General features: G+C 66.7%; 24 protein-coding genes. 10 read left to right on the forward strand and 14 right to left on the reverse strand.

What is annotated here, in order from left to right:
* Positions 1-61 precede the first annotated feature (61 nt).
* Complete coding sequence (locus K8M09_RS12525) at positions 62-1258, reverse strand: hypothetical protein (protein ID WP_160786292.1); 1197 nt, start codon at positions 1256-1258, stop codon at positions 62-64.
* A gap of 108 nt (positions 1259-1366) precedes the next feature.
* Positions 1367-2146, reverse strand: coding sequence for a hypothetical protein (locus K8M09_RS12530; RefSeq protein ID WP_160786293.1), 780 nt, complete (start codon positions 2144-2146; stop codon positions 1367-1369).
* Positions 2147-2342: 196 nt separating this feature from the next.
* Between K8M09_RS12530 and arsC the strand changes: the two genes are divergently transcribed.
* Entirely contained in the window at positions 2343-2765 is a 423-nt protein-coding gene (gene arsC / locus K8M09_RS12535; protein WP_160786294.1) for an arsenate reductase (glutaredoxin), read from the forward strand.
* Here the strand turns inward: arsC and K8M09_RS12540 are convergent.
* Complete coding sequence (locus K8M09_RS12540) at positions 2762-3868, reverse strand: glycosyltransferase family protein (protein WP_160786295.1); 1107 nt, start codon at positions 3866-3868, stop codon at positions 2762-2764. The genes arsC and K8M09_RS12540 overlap by 4 nt on opposite strands.
* A gap of 286 nt (positions 3869-4154) precedes the next feature.
* On the opposite strand from K8M09_RS12540, the gene K8M09_RS12545 reads away from it, so the two are divergent.
* Complete coding sequence (locus K8M09_RS12545) at positions 4155-5171, forward strand: LacI family DNA-binding transcriptional regulator (RefSeq protein ID WP_160786296.1); 1017 nt, start codon at positions 4155-4157, stop codon at positions 5169-5171.
* Here the strand turns inward: K8M09_RS12545 and K8M09_RS12550 are convergent, their stop codons facing one another.
* The 4 genes from K8M09_RS12550 to K8M09_RS12565 all read right to left on the reverse strand — a co-directional run bounded on the left by K8M09_RS12550 (position 5172) and on the right by K8M09_RS12565 (position 8090).
* Positions 5172-6215: a Gfo/Idh/MocA family protein gene (locus tag K8M09_RS12550; protein WP_160786297.1), complete on the reverse strand. Its 1044-nt coding sequence runs from the start codon at positions 6213-6215 to the stop codon at positions 5172-5174.
* 8 nt (positions 6216-6223) lie between these two features.
* Complete coding sequence (locus K8M09_RS12555; protein WP_160786298.1) at positions 6224-7009, reverse strand: ThuA domain-containing protein; 786 nt, start codon at positions 7007-7009, stop codon at positions 6224-6226.
* Between the two features lie 118 nt (positions 7010-7127).
* Positions 7128-7469 carry a DMT family transporter gene (locus K8M09_RS12560; protein WP_160786299.1) on the reverse strand — a complete coding sequence of 114 codons (342 nt, stop codon included), beginning with the start codon at positions 7467-7469 and terminating at the stop codon, positions 7128-7130.
* 60 nt (positions 7470-7529) lie between these two features.
* Positions 7530-8090 (reverse strand): TetR/AcrR family transcriptional regulator, encoded by a 561-nt coding sequence (locus tag K8M09_RS12565; RefSeq protein ID WP_160786300.1) that lies wholly within the window; start codon positions 8088-8090, stop codon positions 7530-7532.
* Positions 8091-8234: 144 nt separating this feature from the next.
* On the opposite strand from K8M09_RS12565, the gene K8M09_RS12570 reads away from it, so the two are divergent.
* Together K8M09_RS12570 and K8M09_RS12575 are read left to right on the forward strand one after the other, a co-directional pair.
* On the forward strand, positions 8235-8651 hold the full coding sequence (locus tag K8M09_RS12570) for a group II truncated hemoglobin (protein WP_160786301.1): 417 nt from the start codon (positions 8235-8237) through the stop codon (positions 8649-8651).
* 4 nt (positions 8652-8655) lie between these two features.
* Positions 8656-9021 carry a DUF423 domain-containing protein gene (locus tag K8M09_RS12575; protein ID WP_160786302.1) on the forward strand — a complete coding sequence of 122 codons (366 nt, stop codon included), beginning with the start codon at positions 8656-8658 and terminating at the stop codon, positions 9019-9021.
* A 1-nt stretch (position 9022) separates the two neighbouring features.
* Here the strand turns inward: K8M09_RS12575 and K8M09_RS12580 are convergent, their stop codons facing one another.
* From K8M09_RS12580 to K8M09_RS12605, 6 genes are all read right to left on the reverse strand, one after another.
* The gene (locus K8M09_RS12580) at positions 9023-9394 is read right to left on the reverse strand and encodes a bleomycin resistance protein (RefSeq protein WP_160786303.1); all 372 of its coding nucleotides are present in this window, start codon (positions 9392-9394) and stop codon (positions 9023-9025) included.
* On the reverse strand, positions 9391-9705 hold the full coding sequence (locus K8M09_RS12585; protein ID WP_160786304.1) for an antibiotic biosynthesis monooxygenase family protein: 315 nt from the start codon (positions 9703-9705) through the stop codon (positions 9391-9393). The genes K8M09_RS12580 and K8M09_RS12585 overlap by 4 nt, the downstream gene beginning before the upstream one ends.
* A gap of 15 nt (positions 9706-9720) precedes the next feature.
* Complete coding sequence (locus K8M09_RS12590; RefSeq protein ID WP_160786305.1) at positions 9721-9981, reverse strand: hypothetical protein; 261 nt, start codon at positions 9979-9981, stop codon at positions 9721-9723.
* Entirely contained in the window at positions 9978-10370 is a 393-nt protein-coding gene (locus K8M09_RS12595; protein WP_160786426.1) for a DUF2325 domain-containing protein, read from the reverse strand. Before K8M09_RS12595 ends, K8M09_RS12590 begins: the two co-directional genes overlap by 4 nt.
* A gap of 397 nt (positions 10371-10767) precedes the next feature.
* Positions 10768-11661, reverse strand: coding sequence for a cell envelope integrity protein TolA (locus K8M09_RS12600; RefSeq protein ID WP_160786306.1), 894 nt, complete (start codon positions 11659-11661; stop codon positions 10768-10770).
* A gap of 58 nt (positions 11662-11719) precedes the next feature.
* Complete coding sequence (locus K8M09_RS12605) at positions 11720-12151, reverse strand: hypothetical protein (protein WP_160786307.1); 432 nt, start codon at positions 12149-12151, stop codon at positions 11720-11722.
* Between the two features lie 223 nt (positions 12152-12374).
* Here K8M09_RS12605 and K8M09_RS12610 point away from each other — a divergent pair, with 223 nt between their 5' ends.
* The 6 genes from K8M09_RS12610 to K8M09_RS12635 all read left to right on the forward strand — a co-directional run bounded on the left by K8M09_RS12610 (position 12375) and on the right by K8M09_RS12635 (position 17322).
* On the forward strand, positions 12375-13421 hold the full coding sequence (locus K8M09_RS12610; protein WP_160786427.1) for a hemin-degrading factor: 1047 nt from the start codon (positions 12375-12377) through the stop codon (positions 13419-13421).
* A 65-nt stretch (positions 13422-13486) separates the two neighbouring features.
* Positions 13487-14437, forward strand: a complete 951-nt coding sequence (locus K8M09_RS12615; RefSeq protein WP_160786308.1) for a heme/hemin ABC transporter substrate-binding protein — start codon at positions 13487-13489, stop codon at positions 14435-14437.
* A gap of 37 nt (positions 14438-14474) precedes the next feature.
* Positions 14475-15545: a FecCD family ABC transporter permease gene (locus K8M09_RS12620; protein ID WP_229342359.1), complete on the forward strand. Its 1071-nt coding sequence runs from the start codon at positions 14475-14477 to the stop codon at positions 15543-15545.
* Between the two features lie 4 nt (positions 15546-15549).
* Positions 15550-16338, forward strand: coding sequence for a heme ABC transporter ATP-binding protein (locus tag K8M09_RS12625; RefSeq protein ID WP_160786310.1), 789 nt, complete (start codon positions 15550-15552; stop codon positions 16336-16338).
* Between the two features lie 100 nt (positions 16339-16438).
* Positions 16439-16825, forward strand: coding sequence for a glycine zipper domain-containing protein (locus tag K8M09_RS12630; protein ID WP_160786311.1), 387 nt, complete (start codon positions 16439-16441; stop codon positions 16823-16825).
* A gap of 65 nt (positions 16826-16890) precedes the next feature.
* Positions 16891-17322, forward strand: a complete 432-nt coding sequence (locus tag K8M09_RS12635) for a hypothetical protein (protein ID WP_160786312.1) — start codon at positions 16891-16893, stop codon at positions 17320-17322.
* A 30-nt stretch (positions 17323-17352) separates the two neighbouring features.
* Here K8M09_RS12635 and K8M09_RS12640 read toward each other — a convergent pair whose 3' ends face one another.
* Entirely contained in the window at positions 17353-18858 is a 1506-nt protein-coding gene (locus K8M09_RS12640; RefSeq protein WP_160786313.1) for a sensor histidine kinase, read from the reverse strand.
* Positions 18859-18866 lie beyond the last annotated feature (8 nt).

Raw genomic sequence — 18866 nt, forward strand, 5'->3', positions numbered from 1 at the left:
AATATCTGAAATCCGAGCATCTGAGCGCACGCATGCTTTAAGGGAGGCTGTACGCCCTTCCTCAAAGCAGGTTGAACTGCGGGAAGGATTTGCGGTCGATGTGGTAGACCGCGAGGTAGTCGTTCGACCGGAAGAAGCCCGGGGCCTGGGCGTAGGCGTAGGCATTCGTCCAGCGGACAGGGCCGATGTCGCGGTGAACCGTGGCCACCACGCCCGCATTGCTGAATTCCAGCGAATGCGCCAGCCCGTTCACCAGCTTGATCTCGAAGCCGCAGTGGAGCGCGGTGTAGAACTGGTAGGTGATGTGGTCGAAAATGCTGTGCCCCAGCCGCTCCACGAACTGGAGGTTGGCGCTCCAGCCGATCCAGTCGAGGAAGCCGGGAACGGTTTTCGCGTCATAGACCGGCAGATCCCACCACCAGGTATAGAGACCCCAGTCGTGTGAAAGCGCGCGGATTTTCTCGTGCTCGGCGGCGGGCGCAAGGCCCAGCGAGGAGGCGTGCATGATCTGACGCTCGGCCATGTGCGTTTCGGTGAGCACGCCGCCATACCAGCAGGCATCCGACACGATCTTCGCCGCCGCTTCGGTCCAGCCGGTCGGGCGCAGGATGAAGGTCTCCGCGTCGACGCAGAGGATGTGGTCGTAGGAGGCGTGTACCAGCGAGATCGCCAGGAACTTCTTGACTGTCGGCCAGACATTGCGCTCGGCAACGAGCCTGAGCGCGCTTCCGCTGAAATGATCGTCGAGCACGATCGAATGGTAGTCGAGGAAGGAGGAAGCCTGGTGCATCGCGGCGAAGGCGCGGCGGTCGGCATCGGTGGAGAAGACGAAGACGATATCGTAGTCCGACCCCATGCTTTGATAGAGCAGATTGATGCCGTAGATGAAATAGGCGTCGTGGATGGGCACGACGAGCGCCGTGCGGTTCTTCGGGCGTTCCAGCGCCTCGTCTTCCTTGAGGTAGTGCAGATGACCCGGCCCGCCCAGGCGGAAGGGGCCCTCCATCTCATGGCGGCCGTCGACGGATGTCATCCGGCTGAATCGGGTCGAGACCTGCCCGTTCTCCGTCACGAATTCGATTGCCCCGCCCTTGACGCGCCAGGTGCTTTCATTCGGATGGGTGTAGCCGAGGATGCGCCCGCCGCTCGCCAGCGTCAGCGATTGGGAAAAGACGTCGCCGGTCGATGCGTTTCCGAACGTCCAGGTACGGCCCTTCGCCAGCTTTTCGAGCGAAAAGTCGTTGATATCGACACTCATTCATCCATTCCTTGTCCAAACCCGTAACGCGCGGGCGCTTGCGGCCAGCCGCCCCATGCTAGGAAGCCCCTCTTGCCTCAGGCTTGTGAGGCGAGGGAGCCGTTTGCCTTAAAGCGGCTGCGGCAGAAGCTTCGGCAGAACGAATTTCTCGCCGAAGAGGTGCAGCCAGAGACGCTCGAGGATGTAGCCGTAGACCGCGATGCCGGAGACGGAGAGGTTGCGCAGGGCCTCGATGGCCTCGGGGGGAACGGCGGCGACGTGCCGGTTGCGAACGGCGAAGATGGCGCCGTAGGAGAAAACGCCCAGCGTGTGCCGCGCAGCCTCGTCGGCCATCGCCTCCAGCCCGGCGAGCCGCAGGAAATGGCTGGCGATATTGGTGCCGTCGGGCAGGCCGCCATGGATGGCGCGGTAGACGTTGCCCATGCCCCAGGCGCCCTGGTCGATAAAATCGATCGGCCCCCAGGTGAGCAGCGAGAAGTGCTCGAGGCGCACGCGCGGGCGGCCGAACAGACCCCGCTCATATTCCGACAGGAGAAGCGCCGGCGGCACCTTTTTCTCGGCGATCCACTGCCAGGACATCGGCTGCAGGTCGCCCCAGTTCCTCCAGGTGTGCAGAAGGTTGATGAAATCCGGGCTGTGCTCGAAGGGGCCGGCCTGGGCATAGACGGTGAAATCGTCGTCGTCCCGCCGCTCGGTCAGCATGTGGTGGAGATAGGTTTCCGATTCCCGCCCCTCGTTCGGCCGGTCGACGATGGTGGAGGCGCGCCGGATGACGTCGGGGGATTCGATCCGGTCGCCCTTGTTGTAGATGACGACCTCGAAATCCTCGGGAATGAGTTTGATCCACTCCAGGGGTTCGGCATAACGCGCAAGCACGACACGGTTCATAAAAGCCTCCAGCGACAGGGCACCTGAAAGGAGGCTCGTCATGAGCCTGAGGCCCGGGCCGCATCCATCCATTCCGGCCCCAGCCTATGGCACGAAAATCTTGCTCGTGGCTGGAAGCCGGCAGGCCCTTCCCGCCCCTTGACGGCCAGCCCGGATCGCCTATTCCTCGACACGGATACGATCCGAAGGAGCCGGCATGGACGCGGTCATCTATCACAATGAAAGATGCGGCACGTCGCGCAATACGCTGGCGCTCATCCGCAATGCGGGCGTGACGGCGACAATCGTCGACTACCTCGCCTCGCCGCCTTCGAAGGAGGCGCTGCGGGCGTTGATTGCCGCCGCGGGCCTGACCGTGCGGGCGGCCCTGCGCGAGAAGGAGACGCCCTATGCGGCGCTCGGCCTCGACGATCCTGCGCTTTCCGACGACGCCCTGCTCGACCATATGATCGCGCAGCCGATCCTCATCAACCGCCCCTTCGTGACGACGCCGCTCGGAACGCGGCTGTGCCGCCCCTCCGAAACGGTGCTGGATATCCTGCCGGATACGCACAAGGGGCCCTTCGCCAAGGAGGATGGCGAGAAGGTGATCGGCGAGGACGGCAAGCGGCTCGTCTAAGGCCGCGCAAGGCCGAGGGCGGCGCGAAGCGTCGCCTCGCTCTTCTCCGCAAAACGCAGCGCCGCCAGATGGCCGCCTTCGGCATCGCGCGGCGGCAACGGACCGGCGAGCCGTCCGGTGACCGTCTCCGGGCTAGCCGCGATATGCGGCAGGCTTTCGGCGGCGCACAGGCGATGCGCAAGCGAGCCTTGCCGCACGACGACGGGAATGCCGAGCTGCGCCGCCCGCCCGAGAATGCCGGACGCATGGTCGCCGACCGGCGGATAAAGGCACCAGACCGCATCGCTCGCGGCATAGGTGCCGAGCAGTTCGGCATCGGAAAGCACCCGGTCGACCAGCACGCCGCCGGCCTCGACCAGAACGGCGGCATGCTCCCCCGCCGCCGGCACGACACGGCCACAGGCAATGAACTGGCAGCGCGCGCGCAGGCCAGCGGAGCGGGCATAGACATCGGCGAACAGGTCGATGCCCTTTTCCGGGCTCTGCGTGCCGATGGCGCTCACCACCGGGCGCTCGCCCATCCGTCGCTCATCGCGCAGCGCCTCGATGGCCCTGCGCTCCTCCTCCGTCACATCCCAGAGCTGGAAGTCGTAGATCCAGCCATCCGCAATGGAGGCGAAAGCCGGGAAGATGCCGAAGGGCAGCACAGTGAGCGTCTGGATGGAGCGCCAGCGCTTCAGCCGGCGCAGCACGGCCCGCCGCAAGCCATGGTGCCAGCGGGCGGAAACGGCGAGCGTCCTGGGCCGGGCCAGCAGGCCCACCGTGCGCCGCCCGATCATCGCCCGCAGCAGGCCGACGACGACATAGAGGAGGAACGCCTCCTCCACCATCAGGAACAGCACCGGAGCACGGGAAAGGAAGAGATCGCGCCGCCGACCCGCGCGGCGCGCACCGAACAGGCGCTCCAGAACCCGCAGATACGAACGACGCCGGCCGGTTTCGAGCCGGGTGTAGACCAGCGGCGCGCCCTGCCCGCTACCGGCTACGCCGCGTTCCGCCCCAACCGGCAGAAACCGCTGGCCGGCCTCCGCCGCAGGTTCCTCCGGCCATAGATCGGCGCGGGCAAACGAACCCGCCGCCGGCAGCATCGAGCCAACCAGCATGCCCCCTCCCCGAAAACGTCGCAGGCATTGCCGGAAAGGCTTCCCTGCAGATGACAGGCGAGCGGACCAGCCCCATGGCCCGTATCGTCGCAACAGATCGGGATCGGGCGAAAACGCACCCACACACAACCATATCGCTAATATTTAGACTTTAACGTGCCGTTTACCGATTTCAAGCGCTTTCACAACTCCTGCGGATTACCCGCGCGCATCCTTCGCGGCGCTTGCTGCACAGGGCCGAAGGGTTCATAAATGACACCCGGTCGCCCGCAGCAGAGAAGACAGCATGAACCTCAAGGAATTCGCCGCGCGCATCGGCCTGTCTCAGACGACGGTCAGCCGGGCGATGAGCGGATATCCGGAGGTGAAGCCCGAGACGCGGGCGCGCGTGCTGGAAGCGGCCGAAAAGCTCGGCTACCGGCCGAACATCAGCGCACAGAGGCTCGCCACCGGCCGGGCCGGCGCCATCGGCATCGTCTTCCAGGGCGGCGGGCGCTTCGGCCCCCATTCCAGCGAGTTCATGGGCGGCCTCTCGACGCGCCTGCAGAAGGACGGCATCGATATCCTCGTCTCCACCGTGGAAACGCAGGACGAGGAGGAGGCCGCCTATCGCCGCCTTGCCGCCAGCAAGCGCGTGGACGCGGTGATCGTCCATACCACCGCCTGTACGGATACGCGCATCGCCCTGCTGCAGGCGCAGGGCCTGCCCTTCATCGTGCATGGCCGCAGCGAGGCGCAGGAACCGTTCGCCTTCCTCGATATCGACAATTTCGGCGCCATCGAAGCCGCGACGCGGCATCTGGCGGGCCTCGGCCACCGCCGCATCGCCCTCATCAACGGCGATATCGCGCACACCTATGCCCGCGACCGCGATGCGGCCTATCGCGCGACGCTTGCCGCCCACGGCCTTGCCCTAGACCCGGCGCTCGCCGGCCACGGCGAGTTCACGGACGAAACGGGTTTCCGGCTGATGCAGGCCTTCCTCGCCCTTCCCTCACCGCCGACAGCCGTGATCGCCGGCTCGATGATGTCGGCGCTCGGGGCCATGCGGGCGATCCGCATCGCCGGGCTTGCGGTGGGTGTGGACGTTTCGCTCATCGCCCATGATGATGTCTTCCCCTATCTCAGCCCCGACAATCTCGTGCCGGCGCTCACCACGACGCATTCGCCGATCCGCGCGGCGGGCGAGCGGATCGGCGACATGGTGCTGCGGCTGTTGCAAGGGGAAGCGCCCGAGACCTTGCAGGAGATCTGGCCGGTCGATTTCATCGTACGCGGCTCGACGGGTCCCGCCCCGGCCTAATCAGACCTTCCGTTCGCGGCGCTCCTTCTCGGTCTCGATGGCAAGGTCGAGAACCTTCTGAAGCTCGGCCGCATGGCGGAAGCCGGGTTCTATCGCTTGGCGGGCGGCGACGGCGGCGGCGAAGCGCTGGTAGTTGGTCGGCACCGTGCCGGCGTCGATCTCCCTCCACACGGCCGCCTCCACATCCTCGCCAAGGCAGGCGCGCAGGCTCGATCCCTCGGTCGAATGGATCACCTCCAGCGCGCCGCGATCGCCATGCAGGCGAAGGCGCAGCTCGTTGAGGTGGCCGGTCGCCCAGCGGCTGGAATGAATGACCCCGAGCGCGCCATTGGCGAAGTCGACGGTCATGGCGAAGCTGTCATTGGCGTCGAGATCGTATTCGCCGATGCGGTTGCCCGGCGCCTTGTCGAAGGCCTTCAGGCGCGCGAAGACATGCTCCACATCGCTTCCCGCACCGTAGCTGGCGAAGTCGAGGATGTGGATGCCGACATCGCCGAGAACGCCGTTTGAGCCGTGCTTCGTGGACAGCCGCCAGAGCCACTGGCTTTCCGTCGCCCAGTCGCCCCACGCCTTCGAGACGAGCCAGCTTTGCAGATAGGACGCCTCGACATGGCGCACCTGACCGATCGCGCCGGCCAGCACCATCTCGCGCGCCTTCTGCAGCGGCGCGACATTGCGATAGGTAAGGTTCACCATGGTGACGAGGCCGGAGGCCTCCGCCGCGCGGGCCATCTCGTCCGCCTTGGCGTAGTTCTCCGCCAGCGGCTTTTCGCACATCACATGCTTGCCCGCCGCCAGCAGCGCCAGCGTGGTCGGATGGTGCGCCCGGTCGGGCGTCACATTGGTCGCCGCATCGAAGTCGCCCCAGGCGATGGCCTCTTCCAGCGAGGTGAAGACATGCGCGATGCCATGCTGCGCGGCGAAGGCTTTCGCCCGCGCGGGATCGACATCGACGGCGCCGACGAGTTCGACGCCGTCGATTGCGGCAAAGTGCTCGGCATGGGTATTGGCCATGCCGCCGGTTCCAAGAACGAGAAGTCGCATGGCCTGCCTCAACGGTAACCGGCTTCGCCGGCTTCATGCAGCTTCGGCCCGCGCTCGACGATCGGCTCCAGCGCCGTTTCCACCGGCACGTTCGGCGCGTCGTGGATCGCCGTATAGGCGCTCTGCGGGTTGAAGGCCCATTTCACGCCGTTGACCAGAACCTTCTGCACGGTGGCGTCATGATAGGTCGGGTAGGTCTCGTGGCCCGGGCGGAAATAGAAGATATTGCCCGCGCCGCGCCGCCAGGTGAGGCCCGAACGGAACACCTCGCCGCCGGCGAACCAGGAGATGAACACCGTCTCCAGCGGCTCGGGCACGGAGAACTGCTCGCCGTACATTTCCTCATTCTCCAGAACGAAGTTCTCGCCGAGACCCTCGGCGATGGGATGGCGCGGATTGACGACCCAGACACGCTCCCGCTCACCGGCCTCGCGCCATTTCAGCGCGCAGGGCGTGCCCATCAGGCGCTTGAAGATCTTGGAGAAATGGCCGGAATGGAGGACGAGAAGGCCCATGCCCTCCCACACGCGCTTCGCCACGCGTTCCACCACCACGTCGCTTACAGCGCCGTGGTTCTGGTGGCCCCACCAGGTCAGCACGTCCGTCTCGGCCAAACGCGCCTCCGTCAGGCCGTGCTCCGGTTCCTGCAGGGTGGCCGTCGTGGCCGTGATCGCGGGGTCCCGGTTGAGCGCGTCCGCGATCGTGTTGTGCATGCCGTTCGGATAGATCGAGCGGACGACCGCGTTCGTCTGCTCGTGGATGTTCTCACCCCATACGATGGTGCGTATTGCCATGTGCCATTTCCTCGAAACTGAAAATTGAAACCGCTTTCAATTCCGGGAAATGGATAGAGGCAGCGCCGCCCTTTGGCAAGTGGGTCCCTGGCGGCTCCTTGCCGATTCCGGCTTTCGTTCAGTGGAATGTCGACTTGGAGAAGAGGTTCAGCACGACGACGCCGGCGATGATGAGGCCAAGGCCGAGGATCGCGGCCGGATCGAGCTTCTGGCCGAAGACGAAATAGCCGACGAGCGAGATCAGCACGATGCCAAGCCCGCTCCAGATCGCATAGGCGATGCCGACCGGCACGAAACGCAGGCTCCAGGACAGGAAATAGAAGGCGATGGCGTAGCAGACCACCATCGTCGCCGTCGGCACGAGGCGGGTGAAGTGCTGGGCCGCCTGCATGGCGGAGGTGCCGAGCACCTCGAAGACGATGGCGACGACGAGAACGGCGTAGACGGCGGTAAGGTTCATGGCAGGTCTCCGGCGCGGGCCGCGCCAACGGGCGCCGCGGGGCATAAATTCAAGGAGGCGTCAAAGACGCGACAGCACCATCAGCCGCTCCAGCATGGCCGCGCGCGCCGGCGGGTCCATGACCGGCGCGCCGAGCAGGTCGGCCAGCCAGAGCCCGTCCACCGCGTAGCGCACCAGCATGGCGTCGAGCGCGGAATCCGTGCCGACATTCTCGGCAAGCTGCCGCTCCACCCATTGTCGCCAGCGCTCGCGCAGGTGCGGCTCGGAGATGAGCGCGACGATCAGCACCTTCCACTGGTCGCCGTCCGCCATACCCTCCGGCAGGAACCAGATGGCGACATAGGCCCGCGTGAAGCGCCCCTTCGGCTCCGGATCGTCCCGCATCCTTTCGGCAAGAGCCCGGTCGAACTTGCCCGTCAGGTCGTCGAACAGGCCGTCGAGCAGCGACAGCTTGTTGGGGAAATGGTGCAGCAGGCCGCCCTTGCTGACGCCCGCCGCCTGCGAGACCGCATCGAGCGTCACGCTCGACGGCCCCTTCTCCAGCGACAGCTTCGCCGCGACCTCCAGCAATTGCTGGCGGACGGCTTCGGGGTGCTTCTTGCGGTGATGTGCTTGGCTCATGCGAAAAACATACCGTCCAGACGGTTTCTTGTCAATCGACGGCAAGGCGGGTAACGGGAAGGCGGGCGCGTTTCGTCGCGGCCTCGCGGCCGGCATTGCGCCCTCAGCGCGCCGGCGCTAAGACCGGAGCGAACGGGAAACATCATGACGGACACGACGGAAGACCAGCAGCGGCAGGGCGAGACGGTCACCCTCTACGAGGCCATCGGCGGCGACGCTGCGGTGCGCGCGCTGACGCGCCGCTTCTACGAGCTGATGGATACCCTGCCGGAAGCCGCCCGCTGCCGGGCCGTCCACCCGCCGGACCTGACCGGCAGCGAGGAAAAACTCTACGAATACCTGACGGGCTGGCTCGGCGGCCCGCCGCTCTATACGCAAAAGCGCGGGCACCCCATGCTGCGCCGCCGCCATTTCGCCGCCCCGATCGGTCCGGCGGAGCGGGACGAATGGCTGCTCTGCTTCGTGCGCGCGCTGGAGGAAACGGTGCCGGGCGAGGGTCTGCGCGCCGTCATCCTCGAACCCGTGACGCGGCTCGCCCACCACATGCAGAACCAGGAATAATCCGATGTCCTTTTCGCTCCGCTCGGCAAGCCTTCTCGTCGCCGGCCTGATGGGCCTTGCCGGCGTCGCCGCGGCCGCAGCCGCATCCCATGGCAGCGATCCGCGCCTGATGGCCGGCGCTTCCGCCATGTGCCTCGCCCATGCGCCGACGCTGATCGCGCTTCATGCCGCATGGCCCACGGTGCGCACCGCGCCGCTTGCGGCCCTGCTTCTCATCGTCGGCACGGCGCTCTTTGCCGGCGACCTTATCTTCCGCCATTCGGCAGGCCACGGCCTCTTCCCCATGTCCGCGCCGACCGGCGGGTTCCTCATGATGGCGGGATGGCTGGCGGTGGCGCTGGGCGCTTTCCTGCCGCGCGGCAACGCCTGAGTCAGCACTGCGGGATACGGCCGAAGCGCAGCAGGTTGCCGTGCGGATCGTGGATGTAGAATTCTTCCATGTTCCACGGCCGCACGCTCATCGGCGTCAGCCCCGGCACATCGCGCGCGGTGAATTCGCGGTGAAGATCGCCGATGCCGCCGCCGCGCAGGTAGACGGAGGTGCGCTCGCAAAGCGTCCGGTCGTCGGTCAGCCAGAAATGCAGCTCCATGCCGGGACGGCGGACGATGAGATAATCGCCCGTCTCATAGACCAGTTCGGCAAAGCCGAGCTTGCCGGCGTAGAAATCCCGTGTCTCGGCAATGTCGAGCGACGGCAGGACAGGCAGGACCTCGATGCGGTCCGGATCGTCGAGCGCGCTCATGCGCCGACAACGGCGGTGAAGCCCTCGAATTTCGGCGGGCCGAGATAGATGCCGCGATTGTCGCCGGCATTCTTGTGAGCCTGCCGAAAATTCTCCGACTGCGTCCAGGCGGTGAAATCGTCCTTGCTCGCCCAGACCGTATGGGAGGCGAAGAGCGTATAGCCTTCCTCCGCATTGGTATCGCCGCGCAGGAGATGGAAGGTCCTGAAGCCGGGCATTTCCGCAAGGCTCGATTCCCGGCCCTTCCAGATATTCTCGAAGCTCTCCTCATGGCCGACGGCGATGCGGAAACGGTTCATGGCGACAAACATGCGACCTCCCTCGTCTCAATCCCGCCGCGCGCGACGCGGCGCGGGGAAGGCTACGACATTGTCGTTGCGCGCTTCAAGGGCAGGCACGCCCTCGAAGGCGGGCCGGGCCGGCGGCCGGGCGCTGTGCAGCGGGAATTCCGTGACATTCGCGCTTTCCAGGGCATCCGCCCGGCGCGTCAGCAGGGCGTAGAGTTCCGGCACGAGGCCGTCGCCGTTCTGCGAGGCCAGCTTGTGCAGGCCGATCATCATGAAGGCTTCGGGTCTTTCGTCATTCACTGGGTACTGTCTCCCTGGCTCATGCTCTGCAGGGCGCGCTCGAAGGAGGATTTGCTGCCGTTGCGCAGCGGCACGAAGGCCTTCTCCCACTTCTTGCAGCCCGTCTTCACGCGGATGCAGGCATCGTGGCTGATACAGTCGATGGGGCAGAAGACGCAGTCGACCGAAGGCAGCACATTGTCGATGCGCGAAACCGCCTCGCGCAGCCCGCCGTCGTGGTGGATGAGGTTCGCGCCGTAGGAGCTGGCGATCTGGCGCAGATGCGCCACCTGGCAGTCGCGCCCGCCGACATAAAGGAAGCTGCGCCCTTCGAGGCCGACCTTGTCGCCCTTCTGGGCGTCGCTGTCCTGCTGGCGGGCCTGCTGCTGTTGCCTGTGCTTCTCGCGCATCGCCTTCCTCTCCGCTTCGCCGGTCCGGCGCTTCACCTTGGTGACTTCCACGCTGCGCGGCGCCTGCGGCGCCTTCACCTCGACCCGCGCCACGGCCGGCGCTGCGATACCCGGCTCCGACGCGCCGGCCATCTGCTTCTTGAGCGCGGCAAGCTGGCGCTCCAGGTCCGCGATGCGCCGGTCGCGCTCGGCGATCATTGCCTTCAGGACCGATTCCATGCGGCCCGCAGTCATCGAATTCATGCAACTCCCCTTTGGCACTCCGCGAAGGGCGGAGCCTCGGTTCGGGGGCAACCTACAAAACTTGATTTTCAGAGTAAAGTATAAACATGACTAAGTTAGTCATATTTTCGCGCAAAAAAATCCCGCCGGTTGGAGGCCGGCGGGAAGGAAACACTCAGTTGAAGAGGATCGGCACGTCGAAGGCCCAGGAGGAGCGCCCCGCCCCTTCGGGAATCTTCGCGAAGGGCGCGGCGCGGCGCACCGTATCGACCGCCGCCTTGTCGAGCGCGGCGCTGCCCGACGAGCGCGCCAGACGAATGCCACTCGCCTGCCCGCTCGCGCCGACGACGAAGCTCACCACGGCCGTGCCCCTCTCGCCGTTACGTCCGCCGCGCTTTGCCCGGTTGATCTTGTTGCGCACCTTGCCCGGATAATTGCTGACGGCGGCATTGCCCGCCATCGACGAATTGCCCTTCTGCTGGCCGCCGACCGACGCGGTCTTCACATCCGCCGAGCCGTCGACCTCGCCCTTGGTGGCGTTGGCCTTGGCATTGCCCTTCTCGCCGGCCTTCTTGACGACCTTCTGCTTCGGCTTCTTGCGCTCGACCTTCTTGACCGGCTTTTCCTTCTTCACCTGCGGAACGGGCTTGACCTCTTCCTCAGGTTCGATCAGCGGCTTGATGTCGGGAACGGGAACCGCGGCGATCTCCACCTCGGAAGAGGGCACGACGAGTTCCGGGACGGCCTCAGACACGACCGGATCGACCGGCGCGATTTCCGTTACTTCGGGCTGGATCTCGGCCGGCTGGATTTCCGCCACCTCCTGCGGCTGCGGTTCGACGATATCGGGCTGGATCGCCTCGGGCGTGATGGCGTCCTCGGGATTGCCCGATTCCACCGCCTCGAACGCGCCGTTGCCGAGCATCGCCACTTCCGCGACGACCCCGCCGGCGATCAGCGCTTCCTCGTCCTGCTGCGCAGGCGTCATCGTAAGGATTGCCGCCGCCCCGGCATGGGCGAGCAGGGACAGGACGCCCCCACTGATCCAGAGCCATTTGCTTCCAGCCATCGTCCTGTCCGCCATTCCGTTTCCCGCGCCGCAGCCTCATGCGCGGCGCTACTCAAACTCAGCCTTCGAGACCCGCCGCCGCCTTGCTGCGCGTGACGATACCATCCATGCAGGCGCCCTTGGCCAGCCCCTCGCCCTCGCAGGCCGGCGCATCGTTGATCAGAAGGTTCTTCACGGCCTCGCACTTGATGCCCGGCACGTCGAACTGGCGCACCTTGGCCTTGCCCGACGGCAGGTCGCGGAAGTCGAGCAGCGCAAGGCGCTCGACCGTGCCCTTGTCGTTGAAGATCACGACCTCGAAGGAGACCTTCGCGATATCCTGCGCAAGACCGCTCTGCGCCACGAAGGTGAAGAGGCAACCCTTCTGCGAGGCGGCAAGCGCATTCAATTCGACGGTCAGCCCCTTGGCCTTGGCGGCCTCCTCGGCCGCTGCGCCGGAAACCGCGGCCGCGGACATCAGCGCAGAGAGAAGAAGGATGCGTACGGTCATTGGCTCGCCTGTCTCGCGTATCGGTTCCATATCTCACGAGGCCGCCGGGCAAAGAATTAACATGACCTTGCGGCTCCGGTATTGCGTGCATAAAGAAATATGAGTTATGAAGTCAAGATAGCAAACCGCAAAATCCCGGTCAAACCCCTGTTCCACCAAGAAAATCCACCGGTTGGAACAGCATGAGGGAATGACGCAACGCATTTCGATGAAGGCCGCGCCCATGAGCAACACGACCCGACCGACCCCCGCCGAGATCCGCGCCTTCCGCGCCGAGAACCCGAAGATGCGCGAGCGCGACATCGCCGCCCAGCTCGGCATTTCGGAAGCCGCCCTTGTCGCGGCCGAAGTCGGCCTGACGGCCGTGCGCATCGACGGCGACGCCAACCGTTTCCTGGAGCGCTCGGAAGCGCTCGGCGAGGTCATGGCCCTCACCCGCAACGAGAGCGTCGTACACGAGAAGATCGGCGTCTTCGAGAAGATCAACACCGGCAAGCACGCCTCCATCGTGCTCGGAGAGAACATCGACCTGCGCATCTTCCCCGGCACCTGGGCGCACGGCTTTGCCGTCACCAAGACGGATGGCGATCAGGTCCGCCGCAGCCTGCAGTTCTTCGACAAGGCGGGCGAAGCCGTACACAAGGTTCACCTGCGCCCGGCCTCCAATCTCGAAGCCTATGAAGCCATCGTCGCCGACTTCCGCCTGGAGGACCAGTCGCAGGAATTCGTCGAGGTCGTCACGGAAAAGACCGTCGAGACCGGCCCCGTCGATGTCGACGCGCTGCGCGAAGGCTGGAGCGCCATGACGGACACCCATCAGTTCTTCGGCCTCCTGCGCAAGCTCAAGGTCGCCCGCCAGGACGCCGTGCGCAGCGTCGGCGAGGACTTCGCCCATGAGGTGCGCGCCGATGCCGTCAGCGAACTGCTGCGCGCCTCGGCCGAGCGCGAGGCCGAGATCATGTGCTTCGTCGGCAACCACGGCACGATCCAGATCCACACCGGCCCGGTGAAGAACATCCAGCCGATGTGTCCGTGGATCAACGTGCTCGACCCGACCTTCCACATGCACCTGCGCACGGACCACATCGCCGAGTGCTGGGTGGTGCGCAAGCCGACCACCGATGGCCATGTCACCTCGCTGGAAGCCTATGACGCCAGCGGCGAGATGATCATCCAGTTCTTCGGCAAGCGGAAGGAAGGCATGGTGGAGCGCGCCGACTGGCGCGAGATCCTCGCGAACCTGCCGCGCCCGGACAGCGCGGCCGCCTGAGCCGAACCAAGCAACGGGTCCTTGCGCCGCGCGCGGGGACCCCGCAAACGCCGAAGGATCGTCCGATGAGCAAGAGCCTCGATTTCCGCCGCGCCCGCCCCTGGGAAGTGGCCCTCACCCTCCTTGCGCTTGCCGCACCCATCGCCCTGCCCTTCACGGCGGGCGGCGACGGCGGCTTCATCCGCAAGGCGGTCGCGCAGGAGATGCAGCAGGCCGATACCTCCCGGCTGGTGACGATCGGCGGCGCGCTCACCGAGATCGTCTATGCGCTCGGCGAGGAAAAGCGGCTCGTCGCGCGCGACAGCACCAGCATGTATCCGGAAGAGGCGATGAAGCTGCCGGATGTCGGCTACATGCGCGCGCTTTCGCCGGAAGGCGTCATCGCCGTCAACCCGACCGCGATCCTCGCCGTGGAGGGCAGCGGCCCGGCCGACGCCCTTGCCGTGCTGAAGAGCGCCGGCATCCCGTTCGAAACCGTGCCGGAAGGCTACGACCGCGCGGCGATCCTCAAGAAGATCGACGCCGTCGGCACTTTCCTCGGCGTGCAGGAAAAGGCCAAGGCGCTTGAGGAGAAGGTCGGCGCGGAACTCGACGCCGCCATCGCCGACGCGGCCAAGCGGCCGGAAAGCGAGCGCAAGCGCGTGCTCTTCATCCTCAGCGTCCAGAACGGCCGCATCATGGCCGCCGGCGGCCACACCGCCGCGGACGGCATCATCGGCCTTGCCGGCGCGATCAACGCGACGGACGGCGCATTCGAGGGCTACAAGCCGCTCACCGACGAAGCGGTGATCAACGCCAAGCCGGATGTCATCATGGTCATGCGGCGTCCCGGCGCGGACAGCTCGGACGAGGAAATCCTCGCCCATCCGGCGATCTCCGTCACCCCGGCCGGCCAGAACAAGGCCATCCTGCGCATGAACAGCCTGCACCTGCTCGGCTTCGGCCCGCGCACCGCCTCGGCCATCAGCGGCCTCAACAAAGAACTCTACGGCAAATCCGGCAATGTCTCTCAATGATGCCGTGCGCGCGCCGATCGCCCGCGGTTCCTTCCTGATGCGCGCCGGAACGGCCCGGGCCACCGGCGACCGGACGGCCATCGCGCGCCTGACGCTCGCCGTCCTCGTCGTTCTCTCCGTCGTCGCCCTCGCCCTTTCCATCGCGACCGGCGCGTCGGACGCCTCGGCCGTGGGCGTCATCGGCGCGCTGCTGAGCGGGGCGGAAGACACCGCCCTCAGCCTGCGCGACCGCATCATCGTCTTCGATATCCGCATGCCCCGCGCCCTGCTCGGCTTCCTCATCGGCGCGGCGCTCGCCATGTCCGGCGCGGTCATGCAGGGCCTGTTCCGCAATCCGCTCGCCGATCCCGGCCTCGTCGGCATCTCCTCCGGCTCGGCGCTCGGCGCGGTGCTGATGATCGTGCTCGGCAGTGCCCTGCCGACCGGCCTGATGCTGACGCTCGGCCCCTATGCGCTGCCCGTCGCCGCCTTCGTCGGCGGCCTGCTGACGACGCTGCTGCTCTACCGCATCGCCACGCGCGGCGGCCAGACCTCCGTCGCCACCATGCTGCTCGCCGGCATCGCCATCGCCGCGCTCGCCGGGGCCGTCACCGGCATCCTCATCTACATGGCCGACGACAAGCAGCTCCGCGACATCACCTTCTGGGGCCTCGGCTCGCTCTCCGGCATGACCTGGACGAAACTCTTCGCCGCCGGCCCGATCATCCTCGCCGCGCTGCTCGTCGTGCCCTTCCTCTCGCGCGGCCTCAACGCCATCACCCTCGGCGAGGCCGCCGCCTTCCATATGGGCGTGAAGGTGCAACGGCTGAAATACATCGCCATCGTCGCCGTCGCCGGCGCGGTCGGCGCGTCGGTCGCCGTCAGCGGCGGCATCGGCTTCGTCGGCATCGTCGTGCCGCATCTCCTGCGCATCGTCATCGGGCCGGACCACCGCTACCTGCTGCCGGCCTCGGCCCTGCTCGGCGGCGTGCTGCTGCTGGGCGCGGATATGCTGGCGCGCGTCATCGTCGCCCCCGCCCAATTGCCGATCGGCATCATCACGGCGCTGGCCGGCGCACCCTTCTTCCTCTGGGTGCTGCTGCGCGACCGCACGCGGAACGGCTGGTAACATCATGATCACCGCATCGAACCTTTCGGTCAGCCTTTCCGGCAAGCCTATCGTGCATGGCGTCTCGCTCGTCGCAAAGCCCGGCGAGGTCACCGCCATCGTCGGCCCCAACGGCTCCGGCAAGACGACGACGCTGAAAGCCATCGCCGGGGAACTCGCCAGCAAGGGCGACATCACCCTCAACGGCCACGACATTCGCGCGCTCGAACCCTGGCAGCTCGCCGTCAAGCGCGCCGTGCTGCCGCAGGCCGCGACCATCGCCTTCCCCTTCACCGTGCGCGAAATCGTCCGCCTCGGCCTCACCGTCGGTCCGAACCGCCATGCCGAGCGCATCGACGCGGTCACCGCCGAGGCGCTGGCCGCCGTCGACCTTGCGGGCTTTGCCGGCCGCCTCTATCAGGAGCTTTCCGGCGGCGAACAGCAGCGCGTGCAGCTTGCCCGCGTGCTCTCGCAGATCTGGGAGCCGGTGCTCGACGGGGAACCCTGCTTCCTCCTGCTCGACGAGCCGGTCTCGGCCCTCGACATCCGCCACCAGCTCACCATCATGCAGCTTGCCCGCCGCTACTGCGTGGCCGGCGGCGGCGTGATCGCCGTCATGCACGACCTCAACCTCACCGCCATGTTCGCCGACCATATGGTGATGATGAAGGAGGGCCGCATCGAGCGGTCCGGCGCGCCCGCCGATGTGATGACGGACGACGCTATGGAGACCGTCTTCGGCTGTCGCATGCGCATCAACGGCGTGCCCTCCGGCGGCGTGCCCTTCGTGCTGCCCCACACCGCCTCGGCCTGATCCCGCCGCCGCCCGGCGGAACCTTTTGCCCCGCCCCCGCGTTTCCTTGCCGAAAACCGCTCGCCGCAAGGCGGGCGGCGTCCGCAAAAGGAGAAACGGCATGGCCACTGGACTGTTTTCGTCCCGCAGCAAGACCCTTCACGATGACGCCCACGCAGTCGAGGAGCAGATCGCCGAACTGCGCGAGGAGATCGCCGCGCTCGCCCGCACGCTCGCCGACGACGCCTCCAAGGGCGCCGGCAGCATCCGCCGGAAGGCCCGCGCCGCCAAGGCCGAGGCAAGCGAGGCCGCCCATGGCCTCAAGGACCGCGCGGAAAACGACATCCGCGACATGATCGCCGCCGGCGAAGACATGCTCGCCGAGCTACAGGGCCGCTACCAGGACTCCGGCCGCAAGGCACGCCAGGCGGTGCAGGACCATCCGCTCACCACGCTCGGCATCGCTGCCGTCGCCGGCTTCGCGCTCGCCGCCCTGCTGCGCCGCTGATTTCCCGCCTTCACGTCCGAAGCTGCCCGCGCGGCGGCTTCCTTTCCATACGGAGAACAGACGGCATGCTGTCATTGGGGGCCATTCTCGTCCAGAACCTCGTCACCCGCGTCACCGACCGGGTGGACGAGACGCTGGACAGCGCGAAGCGCAACGCGATTGCCGGCCTCCTCGTCGGCGTCCTGCTCGTCACAGCCTATGCCCTCGCCCTTGCCGGGGCGACGGTGGCGCTGGCCGAGCGCTACGGAACCGTGCCCGCCCTCTTCGGCCTTGCCGGCGGCTTCCTGCTTCTGGCGCTGATCGTGCTGGCCATCGTCGCGGCCCGCAATAGGCGCGAACGCGAATTGCGCCGCATCCGCCGCCGGCAGCTTGCCGCCCGGCGCGACCTGCTGGCTGCCGCAGCCACCGCGGCCACCCGCAAGCCCTTCGCCGCAACGGCCGTGGCCCTCGCGCTCGGTTTTCTCCTCGCGCCGAAATCCCGCCGCGACGACGATTGATCGCCAGTCTTTTTCGGAAAACGACGCCGCTTAAAGCGGCATGCGCACGACCGCCGTCACGCCCTTCGGCAGATATTCGACATGCACACTGCTGCCGAGGATCTTGTCGAGGCTCCGCTCGATCAGCACCGAACCGAAACCGCGCCGACCGACCGGATCGACGGGCGGCCCGCCGACCTCGTGCCAGGTCATGTTGAGCACGCGCTGGCCATCCTCGTTCACCACGCGGGCGGTGATCACCACCTTGCCGGATCGCACGGACAGGGCCCCGTATTTGCGGGCATTGGTGGCAAGCTCGTGCAGCACGAGGCCAAGACCGACCGCCTGGTCCGGTCCCAGTTCCACCTCGTCCTTGTGGATTTCGATCTGGTTCTCGTAGTCCATCGCATAGGGCATGATCTGCTTCTGCAACAGCATCTTCAGGTGGATCACGCCCCATTCATGGTCGCTGAGCAGGCCATGCGCCTCCGACAGCGATTGCAGGCGGCCGGCGAAAGCCTCCATGAACTCCACCGGATCGCTGGTCTGGCGAAGGGTCTGGCGCGCCAGCGATTGCAGCATGGCGAGCGTGTTCTTCACCCGATGGTTCAGCTCCCGCAGCAGAAGGCGCGTCCGCTCGGAGGCGAGCTGGCCGTCGGTGACATCCACATTGATGCCGAGAAACACGGTCGGGCGTCCCGCCGCATCCCATTCATGCACACGGCCGCGGCCGAGCAGCCAGCGGCCGGTTTTCGCCGCCCGGAACAGGCCGTCATATTCCTTGCCGGTGGCAAGCGCGCTGCGCAGGCGGTCGATGGTGACCTTGCGGTCGGCCGGATGCACGGAGGTGAAGAATTTCCGCGCGCTCATCGGCTTTGCCGGCCTGACGCCGAGCATGCGGTAGAAGGTTTCGTTGCCGGAGACGATGCCGGTGGAGATATCCCAGAGCCAGCTCGCCACATTGGCAGCGTCGAGCGCCAGCGCATGGCGCTTCTCCTCGCGCGAGAGCGCCTCGGCGGCCAGCGTGCGCCGCCGCGCCTCGTCCTTCAGCGTGATGAGGGAAGCCGCAAGCCCCGCAAGCCGCTGCAACCGCGACAGCAGGTCCCCGGCAAGGCCGGCATGCGGCTCCACGTCGAAGACGCAGACCGTGCCGATGGCCCGGCCGCCGAGCAGGATCGGCGCACCGGCGTAAAAGCGCAGGCGCGGCTCGCCCGTCACGCTCGGCAGGCCGGCAAAGCGCGGATCGCGATGCGTGTCGGCAACGGCCATCGGCTCGCCGGGACAGGCCGCCAGCATGCGCGCGCAGAAGGAATCTTCCGATGGCGCGCGGATTTCCGGTGTGCCCTGTCGGGCAAGGAACCACTGGTCCTTGCGGCCGAGCACGGTGACGAGGGCGATCGGCACGACAAAGAGCGCGGCGGCGAGCGCGGCGATATCGTCGAAATCGGGATCGGGACCGAGAAAGACCGGCATGGCCGCGTCGAGCGCCGCCAGACGGTCGGGCGCGCCCAGAACCGCAGCGACTTCGGATGGCAATGGCTGGATATTGTCCTTCATCTCTTCCC

The organism is Shinella zoogloeoides (genome assembly GCF_020883495.1).
In the GTDB taxonomy this organism is placed as follows: Bacteria; Pseudomonadota; Alphaproteobacteria; order Rhizobiales; family Rhizobiaceae; genus Shinella; species Shinella zoogloeoides.